Here is a 17,126-nt window from a genome sequence, read left to right on the forward strand (position 1 = left end):
CGTCGAGCCATGCTCGACGGCTCTTTACCGGAGTCGAGCATGGCTCGACTCTACACGGCCGCTACAGCGCTTCCAGACTGCTCCACGGCAGTTCCGGCAAGCCCTGCCCGGCCACCGCTGCCGCCAGCAGCGCATCGGCGCGCTCGACATCAATGCCCTGCCGCACGTACCACGCCGGGTCGTAATAGCTTTGCGCGTAACGCTCGCCGCTGTCGCACAGGATGCTGACGATGCTGCCGTGGTGACCGGCCTCGCGCATCCACTGCGCGGCCTGCAGTACGCCGATGAAGTTGGTGCCGGTGGAACCACCGACGCGGCGGCCGAGCTGGCGGCTGACATGGCGCATCGCGGCCAGGCTCAGCGCGTCGGGCACCTTCACCATCGCATCGACACTGGTCGGGATGAAGCTCGGCTCCACCCGCGGCCGGCCAATGCCTTCCACGCGCGAACCACCGCTGCAGGTCAGGCCTCGCCAGTCCGGCTCACCGGCCACGGCAGCCTTGTAGCCATCGAAGAACACCGAGACTTCCGGGTCCGCGCACAGGATGCGGGTGTCGTGCCGGCGATAGCTGACATAGCGGCCCAGCGTCGCGGCGGTACCACCGGTACCGGGGCTGCACACGATCCATTCCGGGATCGGGCTGGGTTCCTCGGCCATCTGCTTGAAGATGGATTCGGCGATGTTGTTGTTGGCACGCCAGTCGGTGGCGCGCTCGGCGTAGGTGAACTGATCCATGAAGTGGCCGCCGGTTTCGCGGGCCAGTTTTTCCGAATCGCAGTTGAGGTCGCAGGCGCGCTCGACCAGGTGGCAGCGGCCACCATGGAATTCGATCGCCGCAATCTTCTCCGGCGAGGTGGTGGCCGGGATCACCGCGATGAACGGCAGCCCGAGCAGGCGCGCGAAATAGGCTTCGGACACCGCGGTCGAGCCGCTGGAGGCCTCGATCACCGGCCGGCCCTCGCGCAGCCAGCCATTGGCCAGCGCATACAGGAACAGCGAGCGCGCCAACCGGTGCTTCAGGCTTCCGGTGGGATGGCTCGATTCATCCTTCAGGTACAGCTCGATGCCCTCGAACCCAGGCAGCGCCAGAGGAATCAGGTGGGTATCGGCGGAACGGTTGAAATCAGCTTCGATCTTGCGGATGGCAGCAGCCACCCATTCACGCTGCGACATGGCGGGCCATCGGTATCGGGACGGAACGGTGCGATCCGACCATTGTACGTCGCGGTGCGGTCAGGTGCTGCTCGCTAGAATGGGGACATCCGGCCGGCAACGGCCCTGTCTGAAGGATCTCCCCCCATGACCATTCCCGCCCTGCGCGATGTCCCCGGCGTCGCCGCCCAGGCCCCGGCCGAGACCCGCGGCTTCGTGTTCAACCACACCATGCTGCGAGTGAAGGACATCACCGCCTCGCTGGACTTCTACACCCGCGTGCTCGGTTACCAGCTGATCGACAAGCGCGACTTCCCGGAGGCCCAGTTCAGCCTGTACTTCCTGGCCTACGTGCCGGCTGGCGCCGCGGTACCGGAAGACGACGCCCAGCGCCGCCTGTGGATGGCCGGCCTGCCGGGCGTGCTGGAACTGACCCACAACCATGGCACCGAGGCCCAGGACGGCGCGGTCTACCACGATGGCAACAGCGACCCGCGCGGCTTCGGCCACATCTGCGTGTCGGTGCCGGACATCGAAGCCGCCTGCCAGCGCTTCGAGGACCTCGGCGTGACCTTCCAGAAGCGCCTGACCGACGGCCGCATGAAGAACCTGGCCTTCATCAAGGACCCGGACGGCTACTGGGTCGAGATCATCGCCAACTGACCAGAAAGGGGACGGAGGGGATTAAGCCGTTTCTGGCACTATTGGCCGGAAGCGACTTAATCCCCTCCGTCCCCTTTTTTGCGAGGTTGGTATGGAAACGATGGAACTGCACCGCGGGCGACTGATCGACCATCTGCAGCTGGTGGTGCGTGACCTGGCCGCCAGCCGCCGCTTCTACCAGGCGGTGTTCGATACCATTGGCGTGCCGATCGCCGGCGAAGGCGATGATTACTTCTGGGCCGATGAGCTGTTCATATCCAGCGCCAGCAGCGAGGCCGCCGCCGGCCAGCTGACCGGACGCCACCATCTGGCGTTCCAGGCGCGTGATGCGGCCACGGTCGATGCCTTCCACACCGCTGCCCTGGCCGCAGGCGGCACCGACAACGGCGCGCCGGGCGAACGCCCCTACCACCCGGGCTACTACGGCGCCTTCGTGCTCGACCCGGACGGCAACAACATCGAAGTGGTCTACCACGGCCCGGCGAGCTACAGCGCCGACTCGGTAAGGGTCACGTTCTAGAAGGCAGATCGCGCAACGAGGCTGCCAGTGATCAGACGGATGCCTCAGCCAGGGCTACCGACTGAAAAGTTCGCAAAGTACGTCCTCGTTGCGTCGGTCCCATAGCGGCTGCAGCAGTTGTTCAATGTGATTCCGATTGCTCATGGGAAGGCTCGGCGCATAGCAAAGCACTTCCAACAAACCACGCAGGGCAAAATCCATTGCGGAACAATCGACACCTGCTTCAAGAGTACTGGCCTTGTTCCGGATTGCCTTGGCCAGATCCCCTGCGTCATTGAGCCCCAGACTCCCGCGCAAGTAGCCCTCGGTAGGAAGACGGGAGAAAGGCAGGGCACAGTCAATACAATCCAACACGTTGCGCATGCACTCCAACCCGAGCGGCGCCTTTGATGCCTGGCAAGTGAAGTGCGACTGCAGTACGCCAACATGAGCCTGCAGCGTGTCACTTGCCGCGTCGGTCCATGCGTCCATCTTCCCCTCCCGGGCCAGTGAATGTGCCAGATCAGAGACCTGCGGTGGCAACGTCTGCGCGGAGCGGGATGGCATGCGCCACCATGCCGCCGCAGCACCGCGTTTTTCCTCCGAACCCACCCAGCGGATCACTTCCGGGATCAGCTCCTGCAAAAGCCAATCGTGAGTGAAGCGAGCATCCCATTGCCTTCGTACGGAACACGCCGTCCGCGGATCCGTCGGGCTCCAACCGATGGTGATGTTGCTGCGCGTGTCTGACCACATAACACCTTCGGAATACGCGTACATGATTGCGTGGTAGCCCTGGTCGAAGCGCTCTCCGTCACGGCAGGTGTAGATCTTCAGGAGAGACCGTGATGCGTCGAACACATGCCATGGTCCGTCCCCCCGTGCGGTGTCATGAATACGTGCGAATGCCAGCATCTGGGCCCACAGCCAAGGCTTCACCGAAATCAGCCCAACCGCCGAAGGATGATGTTGAATCAATTCGAAATCGAAAGAGCGAAACGCGGAAACGTACGCCAGGCAAGCCTGATGGATGTGCTTCCAGGCGCGCTCGAGAATCCAGTCAAGGTCCGCCACCTCCGCCTCGTTCAATGAAAGTCTTGCGTGGCGCCCCATCAGCAAAAATGCCCCTGCACGGTTGGCATGCGGGATGGCATAGGGACGCTCCATTGACGCATCTGCATGCACCCTCCAGTGGGCCCAGCCCAGCAGCTCCCGGGAAGACAGCGCTATGGATATCCCTGAAATGTCCGCCCGCGAGAAGGACAGCGCAGCTGAAAGTTGCCGGTCAAGACGCTCAGGAAGATGAACTGAGCAGGCAATGCTGCGGTTTTGGAGCTGGAGCGACGGGCCGTAGAGAGTCTCTTTGCGAATGGCGAAGCTGCTTTCCTGGGGAACCGGCAACGGCGGCGCGGCAGATACGCAGAAGCCATTCGCTACCCCCTCACCATAAAGCTCAGCAACGATCTGCCACTGCTCCCTGAGCAGGTCATTGAGTACTGCGCGGTCCCAGAGGTGAGGATGGATCTGACGATCCAGTAACAGCCGTTCGCAGTCCTTCCACTCTTCCTGCAAGGCCGTTTCGTCGGAAACGGCGTAAGTGGTGCAGAGGTGGAAACTGGCAGCCGTGTCGGCGTGCGTTCCCTCAAGAAAACTGCCGACCCACTTCTTCAACGTACCTCGGCGGATCTCGACGACCCGTTTTGCCTCGTAGCAGTCAAAGCGATCGCTATCAAAAACCCTGCACTGAACGTCAATTCCCGACTGGGCGGAGCCCGACTTTCCGATCCGCTGCGCCCTGAACATGGCACTGGGCGCGCAGTTTGCCAGTCGCGCTACGAGCTTCTCGAAGTTCTCAGGCGTGATGTCCTGCAGAGGAAGGCGAACGCTCTTGGGATGGGCGACAAGCTCCAGCTGCCGCCCCATCGGCTCCCGTAACTGCTCCAACGGCACCCCTTCATCCGCGTCGAGCGCGCCACCCGTCCGGTTCACTTCTCCACCCCTGCTCGAATCTCCATTTCAAGGAGCATCTGGCAATCAGTGAGCAGAATCAATCGACGCTGCCGCTCTGGGACTGGCACGCCCCTGAAATCCTGCAGAGGGAGAACAATCGAGGTCGGCCCACGCTGGATGGGCCGACCCAACCAATCAGCAACTCATGCCGCTTCAGTGAGCGGCCATGTAGATGTCCTGAAGCACGGCCTTTTCCAGCTCCAGCTCGCCCAGCAGGTTCTTCACGATGTCGCCCAGGCTGAGGATGCCGACCAGGCGGGTGCCCTCGGTGACCATCAGATGACGGCGCCGCGAGTACGTCATCAACGACATGGCCTGCTTCAGGGTCGCTTCCGGCGCAATGCCTTCCAGGCCGGTGGTCGGCACGCTGGAAATCACCCGGCGGCCGGCCTGCGGGCCGTCATCGGCCAGGGTACGCACGATGTCCTTTTCGGAAATGATGCCGACCGGGGCATCGTCCTTCATCACCACCAGCGCAGCGATCCTGTTCGCGCTCATCTTGTGGGCGGCGGCACCGATGGTGTCTTCGGCGTCGATGGTGATGACAGCTTCTTTCTTGGATTGCAGGAGTTCGCGGACGTTCATTCTTGTTTCCTGGTGCAGGTCACTGAAGTCAAAAAAGTGTGCTCTTCCGATACGCCCCCTCCCCGGGAACAGACCTTTCAGCGCACGTCTGGCGCACGTGCCCGCCCTGGGAGATGCATCGGCAGGCGACGTACTGCAACGCGAACGAGGTGGGTTCAACCGCACAACCCATGCCTCGGTCAGATCGATTCTACGACTGCGACCATCGGTCACTACCGGCATCGATAGGACAGTTCGTCGTGGGAACCAAGCGACGATCCAGAGAATGGCACCGCGGCTGAAACCGCCGCTGAATACAGGCGGCATTGCGCATTAAAGATTGATTGCGGCCTGCCGGCGGCGGACAGAACGACCGGCGACTGTCCCACTTGATGCGGTTACCGGCGCAAACGAAAGGGGGCCACATGGGCCCCCTTCGTGTACCGCATCCAGGTCGAGCAGCCGGCGTTACTCCACCGTCACGCTCTTGGCCAGATTGCGCGGCTTGTCCACGTCGGTGCCACGCGCCAGTGCGGTGTGGTACGCCAGCAGCTGCACCGGAATGGTGTGCACGATCGGGCTGAGCACGCCGGCGTGGCGCGGCGTGCGGATCACGTGCACGCCTTCGGACTCGTTGAAGTTGCTGTCCTGGTCGGCGAACACGAACAGCTCGCCACCACGGGCGCGCACTTCCTGCATGTTCGACTTCACCTTCTCCAGCAGGCTGTCGTTGGGGGCGATCACCACCACCGGCATGTCCTCGTCCACCAGCGCAAGCGGGCCGTGCTTCAGCTCGCCCGCCGGATAGGCTTCGGCGTGGATGTAGGAGATTTCCTTGAGCTTGAGCGAGCCTTCCAGCGCGATCGGGTAGTGCAGGCCGCGGCCCAGGAACAACGCGCTGCTCTTGCGCGCGAAACGCTCGGCCCATGCCGCGATCTGCGGCTCCATGTTCAGTGCGTGCTGCACGCTGCCCGGCAGGAAGCGCAGCTGCTCCAGGTAGTCCGCTTCCTGCGCTGCGTCGATGCGGCCACGCAGCTTGCCCAGCACCACGGTCAGCTGGAACAGCGCGGCCAGCTGGGTGGTGAAGGCCTTGGTCGAGGCCACGCCGATCTCGGCACCGGCGCGGGTGTAGCAGACCAGCTCGCTGGCGCGCGGGATCGCACTTTCCGGCACGTTGCAGATCGACAGCGTGTGCTTGTGGCCCAGCGACTTGGCGTACTTCAGCGCTTCCATCGTATCCAGCGTTTCGCCGGACTGGGAGATGGTGACGATCAGGTGCTTCGGGTTCGCATAGGCGGCGCGGTAGCGGTATTCGCTGGCGATCTCCACGCTGCACGGCAGGCCGGCGATGGCTTCGATCCAGTAGCGCGCGGTCAGGCCGGCGTAATAGCTGGTACCGCAGGCGATGATCTGCACGCCTTCGATGCCCGACAGCACCGCTTCGGCGTTCTTGCCGAACAGTTCGGCCGGGAAACCACCGGCGTCGATTGCCGCCTCGATGGTGTCGCCCAGCGCACGCGGCTGCTCGTGGATTTCCTTCTGCATGAAGTGGCGGTACGGGCCCAGTTCCAGCGAGGCCAGCGACACATCGGACAGATGCACGTCGCGCTCGACCGGCTGGTCATGCTCGTCGAAGACGCGCACACCGTCGCGGCGGATCTCGGCCGTGTCGCCTTCTTCAAGGAAAATCACCTTGCGGGTGGCCGAGATCACCGCCGAGACATCGGAGGCGACGAAGTTCTCGCCCTCGCCGAGGCCGACCAGCAGCGGGCAGCCCATGCGCGCGCAGACGAAGCGCTCCGGCTCGGCACGGCTGACCACGGCCAGTGCGTAGGCACCGGTCAGCTCCTTCACCGTGTGCTGCAGCGCCAGCAGCAGGTCGTCGCCATCCTTGAGATGATGATGGATCAGGTGCGCGATGACTTCGGTGTCGGTCTGGGATTCGAAGGTGTAGCCCAGCGCGCGCAGCCTTTCGCGCTGCTCTTCGTGGTTCTCGATGATGCCGTTGTGCACCAGCGCCACGCCCTGGCTGATATGCGGGTGCGCGTTGGCTTCGGTGACACCGCCATGGGTGGCCCAACGGGTGTGGCCGATGCCCAGCACCGCATTGAAGCCTTCAGCCTCGGCCGCCGTAGCCATTTCCGACACACGACCGGTACGGCGCACGCGGCGGACCTCCGGCCGGGCGCCCTGGTCGATCACGGCGATGCCCGAGGAATCGTAGCCGCGGTATTCAAGTCGCTTCAGGCCCTCGATCAGCACCGGCACTACGTCGCGATCGGCGATCGCACCCACGATTCCACACATGTCACGCAATTCCTTGAAGACGATCGGCGCATTCTAGCCTGCGTGCCCGGGTTCCCCCTCCTGTCCGCTTAATGAAAGTGTCCGGAAAGGTGTCCGCGGACACCCGGACACCGCGACGAGTCCGCCAAACCGTTGATCTGAAACAGAATAAAGTTGGCACGCTACGTGCTTGGTATTGGCTACCACCGCAAGGCACGCATCCGATGATCCGCGACACTTCCGCCCAGGACCAGATCGTTTCCTCCGCACCGGCCAGCGCCACCCGCGCCAACTGGCACCGCTACCGTTGGCCGGCGGCGGGCGCCCTCGTGCTGCTGGCCGGCATCGGCTGGGCCGTGCACGCCTGGTCCAACGCCAGCCGCTCCTTCGACAGCAGCCGCGTACGCATCGCCGAAGTGAAGCGGGGTGACCTGGTCCGCGACATCGCCGCCGACGGCCGGGTGATCGCCGCCAACAGCCCGATCCTGTACGCCATTTCGGCCGGTACCGTGGACCTGAAGGTGGTCGCCGGCGACGTGGTCAAGAAGGGCCAGGAACTGGCGATCATCGACAGCCCGGAACTGCGCAGCAAACTGGCCCAGGAACAGGCCACCCTGGCCGGCCTGGAGGCCGAGGCCAGCCGCGCCGCGCTGGACGCGACCCTGGCCCGCGCCAAGTCGCGCAAGGAAACCGACCAGGCCACCATCGAACGGCAGGCCGCCGACCGCGACCTGCAGCGCTACCAGCGTGGCTACGACGGCGGCGCGGTGCCGCAGATCGACCTGGCCAAGGCCAAGGACTCGCTGAAGAAGGCCGACATCACTCTGGCCAACGCCACCACTGATGCACGCCTGCAGAGCCAGGGCGCCGACCTGGACGCACGCAACAAGCGGCTGCTGGCCGATCGCCAGAAGGCCGTGGTGGCCGAAGTCCAGCGCCAGGTCGATGCACTGACCCTGCGCGCGCCGTTCGATGGCCAGGTCGGCCAGGTGCAGGCGATCCAGTCCACCAACCTCGCCGCCAACGCGCCGGTGCTGGGCGTGGTCGACCTGTCCAAGTTCGAAGTCGAGATCAAGGTTCCGGAGAGCTTCGCCCGTGACCTGGCGATCGGCATGCCCGCACAGCTGACCGGCGGCAACGGCCAGCCGTTCCCGGGCGAGATCAGCGCGGTGTCGCCGGAGGTGGTCAACGGCGAGGTCAACGCCCGCGTGCGCTTCGCCAGCGCGCAGCCGGAAGGCCTGCGCCAGAGCCAGCGGATGTCGGTGCGCGTGCTGCTCGATACCCGCAGAAACGTGCTGAAGGTCGAGCGTGGCCCGTTCGTCGAACAGGGCAACGGCATCGCTTACGTGATGGATGGCCGCACCGCCGTGCGCCGTCCGGTGGAACTGGGCGTCAGCAGCCTGGGCGAAGTGGAAATCAAGTCGGGTGTGCAACCGGGAGACCGCATCGTGGTCTCCGGCAGCGACCTGTTCAAGGACGCCGAACGCGTCTCCGTCAACTGATATCAGAACCCTGAATCCTGGAGAGAGGACACCCCATGTACATGCTCGAAATGCGTTCGGTCGCCAAGGTCTTCCGCACCGAACAGGTGGAAACCCACGCACTGCGCTCGCTGGAACTGCAGGTCAAGGAAGGCGAGTTCGTCGCCGTCACCGGCCCGTCCGGCTCCGGCAAGACCACCTTCCTCAACATCGCCGGCCTGCTGGAAACCTTCACCAGCGGCACCTACATGCTGGACGGGCAGGACGTGAGCACGCTGGGCGACGATGCCCGCAGCCGCCTGCGCAACCAGAAGATCGGCTTCATCTTCCAGGGCTTCAACCTGATCCCCGACCTGAACCTGTTCGACAACGTTGACGTGCCGCTGCGTTACCGAAAGATGAGCGCCAACGAGCGCCGCGAACGCATCGAGAAGGCATTGACCCAGGTCGGCCTCGGCTCGCGCATGAAGCACTACCCGAATGAACTGTCCGGCGGCCAGCAGCAGCGCGCCGCGATCGCACGCGCCCTGGCCGGCAGCCCGCGCCTGCTGCTGGCCGACGAACCGACCGGCAACCTGGACACGCAGATGGCCCGTGGCGTGATGGAGCTGCTGGAGGAAATCAACGCCGCCGGCACCACCATCGTGATGGTCACCCACGATCCGGAACTGGCCGCGCGCGCGCAGCGCAACGTGCACATCGTCGACGGCCAGGTGACCGACCTGGTACGCGAGCCGGTGCTGGCCACCCCGCCGCGCCACATCGTCGCCGTCAACGAGTGAGGGCCCAACCATGTTCGCCTACTACGCCCGATTGGCGGCGCGCAGCTTCCGCCGCAACAAGGTCCTGACCGCGCTGATGGTGGTTGCCATCGCACTCGGCATCGGCGCCTCGATGACCACGCTGACAGTCTTCCACGTGCTGTCCGGCGACCCGATTCCCGGCAAGAGCGACCGGCTGTTCTACGTGCAGCTCGACGCCGCGACCGGCGCCTATGTCGCCGGCGAAGAGCCGGAAACCCAGTTGACCCGCTTCGACGGTGAAGCGCTGCTGCGCGAAGCCAAGGGTGAGCGGCAGGCGCTGATGAGCGGCGGCGGTGGCACCATCGAGCCGGACAACAGCACGCTCAAGCCCTTCAGCATCGACACCCGCTGGACGTCGGCCGACTTCTTCCCGATGTTCGAGGTACCCATGCAGTACGGCCGCCCCTGGACGCGCGAGGATGACAACGCCCGCGCCCGCGTGGTGGTCATCTCCAAGGCACTCAACGACAAGCTGTTCCAGGGTGCCAACAGCGTGGGACGTGACCTGCGCATGGAAGGCCAGAGCTATCGCGTGGTCGGCGTGATGAAGGAGTGGAGCCCGGAGCCGCACTTCTACGATCTGACCACGGGCAGCTACGGCAAGGACGAAGATCTGCTGCTGCCGATCTCCACTTCGTTCGACCTCAAGCTCGGCAACAACGGCAACATGAACTGCTTCGGCGAGAACCCCGACGGCAACAGCTACTCGCTCAATGCACCTTGCGCCTGGCTGCAGTACTGGGTGGAGCTGGACCCGTCCAAGGCCGCCGACTACCGCCGCTACCTGGAAAACTACTCGACCCAGCAGCGCGAGGCCGGCCGCTTCAAGCACCCGCCGAACGTGCGCCTGCGCACCGTGATGGAATGGCTGGACTTCAACGGCGCGGTGCCCAGCGACGTGCGCCTGCAGCTGTGGCTGGCACTGGGCTTCCTCGGCGTCTGCCTGGTCAACACGGTGGGCCTGCTGCTGGCCAAGTTCCTGCGCCGCAGCGGTGAGATCGGCGTGCGCCGCGCCCTGGGCGCCAGCCGTGGGCAGATCTTCCTGCAGTGCCTGGTCGAAGCCGGTGCGGTCGGCGTGGTAGGCGGCGTGCTCGGCATCGGGCTGGCCCTGCTCGGCCTGTACGCGGTGCGCCAGCAACCGGTGGACTACGCGCAGCTCGCTCATCTGGACGGCAGCATGCTGCTGCTCGCACTGGGCCTGACCCTGTTCGCCAGCCTTGCCGCCGGCTTCCTGCCGGCCTGGCGCGCGATGCAGGTCACCCCGGCCATCCAGCTCAAGTCGCAGTAAGCACGAGAACGAGGACTCCCATGGACATCCGCCCCATCCTCAGCACCCTGCGCCGGCACAAGACTGCTGCCGCCCTGATCGTGCTGGAAGTCGCCCTGACCTGCGCCATCGTCTGCAACGCGCTGTTCCTGGTCAGCCAGCGCGTCGACAAGATCAGCATGCCCAGCGGCATCGCCGAGAACGAACTGGTGATGCTGCGCGTCAGCGGCATCGGCGAGCAGACCAATGCCATGGCGCGCACCCGCGAAGACCTGGCGGCACTGCGCGCGATTCCCGGCGTCACCAGTGCCACCATCATCAACCAGGTGCCGTTCCGCAACGGCTCGTCCAGCAGCAGCATCTCCCGCGAGGTCGACCAGGAACGCCCGACCACGAACGCGTCGATGTACACCCTGTCCGAAGGCGGCCTGGGCACGATGGGAATCAACCTCATCGCAGGCCGCGACTTCCTTCCCGGCGAGTACATCGAGTTCAAGGAAGCCTCCAAGGGCGGTGCCAAGCAGAAGGCCGTCCCGGTGATCCTCACCCAGAGCACCGCCGCGAAGATGGAGCCCAACGGCAGCGCGCTGGGCAAGACCTACTACATGGGCAAGCAACCCTTGAACGTGGTCGGTATCGTCGACACGCTCAGCACGCCCAATGGCTGGAACGACAACTGGACCAATTCGATGCTGCTGCCACTGCAGCGGTCCTTCGATGAAGGCGGCACGTACGTGCTGCGGACCGATCCGGCACGGCGCCAGGAAGTACTCGATGCTGCGGCCGCAGCGCTGGAACGCATCGACCCCAACCGGCTGATGCGCGACAAGCTGACCTATGAGGACCAGCGCAAGGACTTCTTCAAGAACGACCGGGCAATGGTCGGCCTGCTGATCACCGTCAGCATCTCGCTGCTGGTGGTCACCGCGCTGGGCATCATCGGCCTGGCCAGCTTCTGGGTGCAGCAGCGCAGCAAGCAGATCGGCATCCGCCGCGCGCTCGGCGCTACCCGCGGGCAGATCCTGCGCTACTTCCAGACCGAGAACTTCCTGCTGGCCACACTGGGCATCGTGCTGGGCATGCTGGCGGCCTACGCCATCAACCTCGCCCTGATGAACATGTACGAGCTGCCGCGCATGCCGTTGTATTACCTGCCACTGGGTGCGCTGCTGCTGTGGGCACTGGGCCAGATCGCGGTGTTCGGGCCGGCCCGGCGTGCCGCAGCGGTACCGCCGGCGGTTGCCACCCGGGGCGCCTGAGATGCGCGCCTGCTGGCTGCTGCTGATGCTGCTTCCATCCCTGCCGGCCCTGGCCGGCAGCAGCAGCGCGCAGACGCTGGAGTGGCGCCAGCAGGATGCACGGCTGGCGCTGCGCTCGACCGAAGGCCAGGTGCGGGTCGAAGCCGCTGCCCCCGAAGCCCGCTTCGGCGTGCGCAGCGGTGACCGCATCCTGCGCGTGGATGACACCGCCGTGCGCAGGATCGAGCATCTGACCGAAGCCCTGCGCCACTCCACCGCCCCCACCGCCTACCTGTTGCTGCGCCGCGACAGGCGCGAACTGACCGTGCCGGTGAATGCGGCTGCCTGGCGCCTGGCACTGGTTGCTCCGGCGCCGCCGCCACCGCCCCCTCCGCCGCGGTAGGCCCGGACCGCGCCTGCGGCCACGGGTTTGGCTATGCTTGATGGGTGGCGCCGGGCTCTCCCGGCGTGTGGACACGAACGGCTCCAACGGCGCCGCCCATCCCTTTCTGCAGAACCGCTTGATGCCTTCGATCCTGATCATCGACGACAACGCCAGCGTGGGTACCGCGCTGGACGTGCTGTTCTCCCTGCACGACATCGACACCCTGCAGGCACAGAGCCCGACCGAGGGCCTGGCACTGCTCGAGTCGCAGCCGGTCGACCTGGTGATCCAGGACATGAACTTCAGCGAGGACACCACGTCCGGGGAAGAAGGCGAGGCCCTGTTCGCGCAGATCCGCGAACGCCACCCTGACCTGCCGGTGATCCTGCTCACGGCCTGGACCCATCTGAGCAGCGCGGTGGACCTGGTCAAGGCCGGTGCCGCCGACTACCTGGCCAAGCCGTGGGACGACCGCAAACTGCTGACCACGGTCAACAACCTGCTGGAGTTGTCCGAGGCGCGTCGCGAACTGGACCGGCGTCGCAGCCGTGAACTGCGCCAGCGCAACGCACTGGAAGAGAAGTACGACCTGTGCGGCGCCGTGTTCGCCGACCCGGCCAGCGAGCGTGTCATCGCCCTGGCCTGCCAGGTCGCGCGCTCGGAGCTGCCGGTGCTGATCACCGGCCCCAACGGCGCAGGCAAGGAGAAGATCGCGCAGATCATCCAGGCCAATTCGCTGGTGGCCAAGGGCCCGTTCATCACCGTCAACTGCGGTGCGTTGCCATCGGAACTGATCGAAGCCGAACTGTTCGGCGCCGAGGCCGGTGCCTACACCGGCGCCAACAAGGCACGCGAGGGCAAGTTCGAAGCAGCCGACGGTGGCACTCTGTTCCTCGACGAGATCGGCAACCTGTCGCTGGGCGGGCAGATGAAGCTGCTGCGCGTGCTGGAAACCGGTCGCTTCGAGCGCCTGGGCTCCAACCGCGAGCGCCAGGTCAAGGTGCGCGTGGTCAGTGCGACCAATGCCGACCTTCCGGTCATGATCCGCGACGGCACCTTCCGCGAAGATCTCTATTACCGCCTCAACACGGTGGAACTGGTGCTGCCACCACTGGCCGAACGCCCGGGCGACATCGTGCCCCTGGCCGAGCGCTTCCTGGCCTCCGACAAGCCACTGTCCAGTGCCGCGGCCACGGCGCTGCAGCGGCATCCGTGGCCCGGCAATGTGCGTGAACTGCGCAATGTGATCCAGCGCGCCCAGCTGCTGGCCACCGGCAGCCGCATCGAAGTGGCTGACCTCAACCTGCCGCGCACTGCGGCGGCACCGCGCCCGGCACCGGGTGCCGGCAATGATCCTGATCGCGCGCGCATCGAGGATGTGCTGGCACGCAACCATGGCGTGATCGCGCAGGCCGCGGCCGAGCTCGGGCTCAGCCGCCAGGCGCTGTACCGGCGCATGGACCGCCACGGCATTCCGCGCGAATGAAGCGGCGCTCGTTCACCTTCCGCCTGTTCCTGCGCCTGCTGCCGGTGCTGGCGCTGGCTGCCGCGTTGCCGTGGCTGCTGGCGTACTGGATGGATCACGGCTGGGTGATCACCACGGTATCGACGCTGGTCCTGCTGTCGCTGATGTGGTGGACCCTGCGCCGCGCGACCGCACCGGTGCGCTCGCTGATGCGCGCGCTCTCCGGCACCACCAGCAGCTACCGCGATGGTGAGTACAACTTCGGCGTGCACTGGCCGGGCAATGATGAGCTGGGCGACCTGGTGCAGGCGCACCGCGAGCTGGGCGATGTGCTGCGTGCGCAGCGGCAAGGGCTGGTGCAGCGCGAACTGCTGCTCGACACCATGGTGCAGAACACGCCGGTGGCGATGCTGCTGATCGCGTCCGGCGGCGATGGCATCGCCCGCGTGGTGTTCTCCAACCTGGCCGCGCGCAAGCTGCTGCACGGCGGCTGGAAGCTGGAAGGCCAGCGCCTGGAGGATGTGCTGGAGCAGGTGCCGGTGGAGCTGCGCGACGCGATCGCCCGCGGCGGCGACAGCCTGTTCGCGGTGCATGCCGAAGGCGAGGACGGCGACGAGGAAGACGAGCAGGTCTACCACCTCTCACGCCGCGCGTTCCAGCTCAACGGCCGCCCGCACGACCTGCTGCTGGTACGCCTGCTGACCGCCGAACTGCGCCGCCAGGAGGTGCAGACCTGGAAGAAGGTGATCCGGGTGATCAGCCACGAGCTCAACAATTCGCTGGCGCCGATCGCTTCGCTGGCCCATTCCGGCGGCGTGCTGGTGCAGCGCGAACGCTTCGACCGGCTGCCGGAAATCTTCACCACCATCGAAGACCGTGCGCGCCACCTGGAGGGCTTCATCCGTGGCTATGCGCGCTTTGCCAAGCTGCCCCAGCCACAGCTGCAGACCGTGCACTGGGCGCCGTTCCTGTCCAGCCTGCGCCAGCAGATTCCGTTCACCATGGAGCGCGAGCCGGACGAGGCGCTGAGCAGCCGCATCGACATCGCGCAGTTCGGGCAGGCACTGTTGAACCTGCTGAAGAACGCGCACGAAGCCTGCGCGGAAGCCGATCCGCCCAACGATGACGTGCAGGTGCAGCTGACACGGCTGCCGCAATGGCTGCGCCTGGACGTGCTGGACCGCGGCAAGGGCATGAACGAGCAGGTACTGCAGAACGCGCTGATGCCGTTCTATTCGACCAAGCGCAATGGCACCGGATTGGGGCTGGCGCTGACCCGCGAGATCGTGGAGGCGCATGGCGGGCGGGTGTCGCTGCAGAATCGCGGCGATGGCGGGTTGTGCGTGTCGATCCTGCTGCCGGCGGGTTGAGTGGATCGATGGGGTGGATCCACGCCATGCGTGGATGTGCCGACCGAGGTCGGCCCCTACCAGACCCGTCGCATCGCCACCCGCAGGTGCATCGGAAACCCGAGCGCAGCCTCTTCGGCCATGACGGTGCGCAGGCCGTCGTTCCACTGCGCCTCAGGCACTACGTCGAACCCTTCGCTGGCATAGAAAGCTGCATTCCACGGCACGTCGCTCAAGGTGGTCAGCACCGCTGCAGCAAAGCCGGAGGCCCTGGCCTGCGCCAATGCATGCCGCAGCAACGCACGGCCATGGCCGCGACGCGCATGCACCGGGTCGACGTCCATCTGCAGCACATGGAATTCACCGCACAGCTCGCCCGCCAGCAGGTAACCGGCAATGCCGCTCCCGGCGGCATCCACGACCCATAGCTGACCACGCTGACGGCCCTCGCGCAGTGTCGACAGATCCAGCCCATGACCCGCGAACACGGGATAGGCCTCGTGGCCCTTCAACACCTCGCCAGCGCGCTGCTCGATGCCCGGCAGCACGCCGAGTTCATCGGCGTGCGGAACGCGGGGCTCAGGACTTCTTGAGCGGGCGCTTCCAGCCATCGATGGTTTCCTGCCGTGCGCGTGCCAGGGTCAGCTTGCCATCCGGCGCGTTGCGGGTGATGACCGAACCGGCGGCGATGGTTGCACTTTCGCCGATGGTCACCGGTGCCACCAGCGAGCTGTTGGAACCGATGAACGCGTTGTCGCCGATGGTGGTGGTCGACTTGTTCACGCCGTCGTAGTTGCAGGTGATGGTGCCGGCACCGATGTTCACCTTGCTGCCGATGACCGCGTCGCCCAGATAGGTCAAATGGTTGGCCTTGCTGCCGACGCCGAGGGTGACCTTCTTGGTTTCGACGAAGTTGCCGACATGCACGCCATCGGCCAGCACGGTACCTGGGCGCAGGCGCGCGAACGGGCCGACCAGCGCAGCGCCCTCGGTGACCACGCCTTCCAGATCGCAGTGTGCGCGCACTTCCGTGCCCGGCCCGAGATTGACGTCCTTCAGGCGGTTGAACGGGCCAACGGTGACGCCATCGCCGAGCACGATGTTGCCTTCCAGCACGACGTCGACGTCGATCAGCACATCGCTGCCGACGGTAACGGTGCCGCGGATATCCAGCCGCGCCGGATCACGCACGCGCGCACCCTGCGCGCACAGCGCACGCACCGCGCGCCGCTGCCAGGCGCGCTCCAGCTGCGACAGCTGCCAGGGATCGTTCGCGCCTTCGGCCTCCTGCGCGTCGGCGACCAGCGCCATCTCGGCCGGTGTGTACTCGTGGGCAGCAAAGGCGAAGACATCCGTCAGGTAGTACTCGCCCTGTGCATTGCTGTTGGAAAGCTGCGACAGCCAGCGGCGCAGTGCGGTCGACTCGGCCGCGATGATGCCGGTATTGATCGTGCGCACGCGCAGTTGATCGTCAGTGGCATCCTTCTGCTCGACGATCGAGCCGACCTTGCCCTCGGCATCGCGCAGCACGCGGCCGTAGCCGGTGGGATCGTCGACCTCGGCGACCAGCACCGCCAGGCGGCCCGGCTGCGCCAGCAGGTCGCGCAGGGTCTGCGCGCGGATCAGCGGCACGTCGCCGTACAGCACCAGCACCTGTGCGGCATCGGGCACCTGCGGCATTGCCTGCGCCACCGCATGGCCCGTGCCGAGCTGCTGGGCCTGCTCGGCCCACTGCAGGTCAGGCTGGCCCGCAAAGTGCTGCCGCACCGCTTCACCACCATGACCGTAGACCACGTGGATGGCGGCAGGCTGCAGCTCGCGTGCCGCGGCAATCACATGTGCCAGCATCGGCTCGCCGGCGATAGGCTGCAGCACTTTCGGCAGCACCGATTTCATGCGCTTGCCCGCGCCGGCGGCGAGGATGATGACGTGCAGGGGTTGGGTCATGGCAACGGCAATCTGT

Annotated in this window: 15 protein-coding genes; 9 read left to right on the forward strand and 6 right to left on the reverse strand. The window is 65.8% G+C overall.

Going from position 1 to position 17,126, the window contains the following annotated elements; translation table 11 throughout:
• Positions 1-61: 61 nt before the first annotated feature.
• The gene (locus tag K5L94_RS19215; protein ID WP_053450848.1) at positions 62-1,174 is read right to left on the reverse strand and encodes a PLP-dependent cysteine synthase family protein; all 1,113 of its coding nucleotides are present in this window, start codon (positions 1,172-1,174) and stop codon (positions 62-64) included.
• Between the two features lie 126 nt (positions 1,175-1,300).
• Here K5L94_RS19215 and gloA point away from each other — a divergent pair, with 126 nt between their 5' ends.
• Together gloA and K5L94_RS19225 are read left to right on the forward strand one after the other, a co-directional pair.
• Entirely contained in the window at positions 1,301-1,816 is a 516-nt protein-coding gene (gene gloA / locus K5L94_RS19220; RefSeq protein ID WP_053450849.1) for a lactoylglutathione lyase, read from the forward strand.
• Positions 1,817-1,907: 91 nt separating this feature from the next.
• On the forward strand, positions 1,908-2,336 hold the full coding sequence (locus tag K5L94_RS19225; RefSeq protein WP_274511166.1) for a VOC family protein: 429 nt from the start codon (positions 1,908-1,910) through the stop codon (positions 2,334-2,336).
• A 54-nt stretch (positions 2,337-2,390) separates the two neighbouring features.
• On the opposite strand, the gene K5L94_RS19230 is transcribed toward K5L94_RS19225, so the two are convergent.
• The 3 genes from K5L94_RS19230 to glmS form a co-directional block, all read right to left on the reverse strand.
• Entirely contained in the window at positions 2,391-4,304 is a 1,914-nt protein-coding gene (locus K5L94_RS19230; RefSeq protein ID WP_053450851.1) for a hypothetical protein, read from the reverse strand.
• Between the two features lie 174 nt (positions 4,305-4,478).
• Positions 4,479-4,910 carry a CBS domain-containing protein gene (locus K5L94_RS19235; protein WP_053450852.1) on the reverse strand — a complete coding sequence of 144 codons (432 nt, stop codon included), beginning with the start codon at positions 4,908-4,910 and terminating at the stop codon, positions 4,479-4,481.
• Positions 4,911-5,357: 447 nt separating this feature from the next.
• Entirely contained in the window at positions 5,358-7,196 is a 1,839-nt protein-coding gene (gene glmS / locus K5L94_RS19240) for a glutamine--fructose-6-phosphate transaminase (isomerizing) (protein ID WP_053450853.1), read from the reverse strand.
• 203 nt (positions 7,197-7,399) lie between these two features.
• Here glmS and K5L94_RS19245 point away from each other — a divergent pair, with 203 nt between their 5' ends.
• The 7 genes from K5L94_RS19245 to K5L94_RS19275 all read left to right on the forward strand — a co-directional run bounded on the left by K5L94_RS19245 (position 7,400) and on the right by K5L94_RS19275 (position 15,184).
• Positions 7,400-8,677 carry an efflux RND transporter periplasmic adaptor subunit gene (locus K5L94_RS19245; protein WP_164086589.1) on the forward strand — a complete coding sequence of 426 codons (1,278 nt, stop codon included), beginning with the start codon at positions 7,400-7,402 and terminating at the stop codon, positions 8,675-8,677.
• Positions 8,678-8,712: 35 nt separating this feature from the next.
• Positions 8,713-9,438, forward strand: a complete 726-nt coding sequence (locus tag K5L94_RS19250) for an ABC transporter ATP-binding protein (protein ID WP_014038558.1) — start codon at positions 8,713-8,715, stop codon at positions 9,436-9,438.
• A 10-nt stretch (positions 9,439-9,448) separates the two neighbouring features.
• On the forward strand, positions 9,449-10,747 hold the full coding sequence (locus K5L94_RS19255) for an ABC transporter permease (protein ID WP_274511167.1): 1,299 nt from the start codon (positions 9,449-9,451) through the stop codon (positions 10,745-10,747).
• 20 nt (positions 10,748-10,767) lie between these two features.
• Positions 10,768-11,985, forward strand: coding sequence for an ABC transporter permease (locus K5L94_RS19260; RefSeq protein ID WP_053450856.1), 1,218 nt, complete (start codon positions 10,768-10,770; stop codon positions 11,983-11,985).
• 1 nt (position 11,986) lies between these two features.
• Positions 11,987-12,367 carry a PDZ domain-containing protein gene (locus K5L94_RS19265; protein WP_053450857.1) on the forward strand — a complete coding sequence of 127 codons (381 nt, stop codon included), beginning with the start codon at positions 11,987-11,989 and terminating at the stop codon, positions 12,365-12,367.
• A 121-nt stretch (positions 12,368-12,488) separates the two neighbouring features.
• Positions 12,489-13,835, forward strand: coding sequence for a sigma-54-dependent transcriptional regulator (locus K5L94_RS19270; protein ID WP_274511168.1), 1,347 nt, complete (start codon positions 12,489-12,491; stop codon positions 13,833-13,835).
• Complete coding sequence (locus tag K5L94_RS19275; protein WP_053450858.1) at positions 13,832-15,184, forward strand: sensor histidine kinase; 1,353 nt, start codon at positions 13,832-13,834, stop codon at positions 15,182-15,184. Before K5L94_RS19270 ends, K5L94_RS19275 begins: the two co-directional genes overlap by 4 nt.
• Before the next feature lie 56 nt (positions 15,185-15,240).
• Here the strand turns inward: K5L94_RS19275 and K5L94_RS19280 are convergent, their stop codons facing one another.
• Both K5L94_RS19280 and glmU read right to left on the reverse strand, forming a co-directional pair.
• Positions 15,241-15,774 (reverse strand): GNAT family N-acetyltransferase, encoded by a 534-nt coding sequence (locus K5L94_RS19280; protein ID WP_274511169.1) that lies wholly within the window; start codon positions 15,772-15,774, stop codon positions 15,241-15,243.
• Positions 15,743-17,110 (reverse strand): bifunctional UDP-N-acetylglucosamine diphosphorylase/glucosamine-1-phosphate N-acetyltransferase GlmU, encoded by a 1,368-nt coding sequence (gene glmU / locus K5L94_RS19285; protein ID WP_180879350.1) that lies wholly within the window; start codon positions 17,108-17,110, stop codon positions 15,743-15,745. Before glmU ends, K5L94_RS19280 begins: the two co-directional genes overlap by 32 nt.
• Positions 17,111-17,126 lie beyond the last annotated feature (16 nt).

Source organism: Stenotrophomonas forensis (assembly GCF_028752115.1).
GTDB lineage: Bacteria > Pseudomonadota > Gammaproteobacteria > Xanthomonadales > Xanthomonadaceae > Stenotrophomonas > Stenotrophomonas forensis.

Bases quoted from the DNA above. Each gene is read 5' to 3' on its own strand.
- K5L94_RS19255 (WP_274511167.1), top strand. From the start codon at position 9,449: ATGTTCGCCTACTACGCCCGATTGGCGGCGCGCAGCTTCCGCCGCAAC.
- glmS (WP_053450853.1), bottom strand. From the start codon at position 7,196: ATGTGTGGAATCGTGGGTGCGATCGCCGATCGCGACGTAGTGCCGGTG.
- K5L94_RS19260 (WP_053450856.1), top strand. From the start codon at position 10,768: ATGGACATCCGCCCCATCCTCAGCACCCTGCGCCGGCACAAGACTGCT.
- K5L94_RS19235 (WP_053450852.1), bottom strand. From the start codon at position 4,910: ATGAACGTCCGCGAACTCCTGCAATCCAAGAAAGAAGCTGTCATCACC.
- K5L94_RS19270 (WP_274511168.1), top strand. From the start codon at position 12,489: ATGCCTTCGATCCTGATCATCGACGACAACGCCAGCGTGGGTACCGCG.
- K5L94_RS19250 (WP_014038558.1), top strand. From the start codon at position 8,713: ATGTACATGCTCGAAATGCGTTCGGTCGCCAAGGTCTTCCGCACCGAA.
- K5L94_RS19265 (WP_053450857.1), top strand. From the start codon at position 11,987: ATGCGCGCCTGCTGGCTGCTGCTGATGCTGCTTCCATCCCTGCCGGCC.
- gloA (WP_053450849.1), top strand. From the start codon at position 1,301: ATGACCATTCCCGCCCTGCGCGATGTCCCCGGCGTCGCCGCCCAGGCC.
- K5L94_RS19245 (WP_164086589.1), top strand. From the start codon at position 7,400: ATGATCCGCGACACTTCCGCCCAGGACCAGATCGTTTCCTCCGCACCG.
- K5L94_RS19275 (WP_053450858.1), top strand. From the start codon at position 13,832: ATGAAGCGGCGCTCGTTCACCTTCCGCCTGTTCCTGCGCCTGCTGCCG.
- K5L94_RS19280 (WP_274511169.1), bottom strand. From the start codon at position 15,774: ATGGCTGGAAGCGCCCGCTCAAGAAGTCCTGAGCCCCGCGTTCCGCAC.
- K5L94_RS19225 (WP_274511166.1), top strand. From the start codon at position 1,908: ATGGAAACGATGGAACTGCACCGCGGGCGACTGATCGACCATCTGCAG.
- K5L94_RS19215 (WP_053450848.1), bottom strand. From the start codon at position 1,174: ATGTCGCAGCGTGAATGGGTGGCTGCTGCCATCCGCAAGATCGAAGCT.
- glmU (WP_180879350.1), bottom strand. From the start codon at position 17,110: ATGACCCAACCCCTGCACGTCATCATCCTCGCCGCCGGCGCGGGCAAG.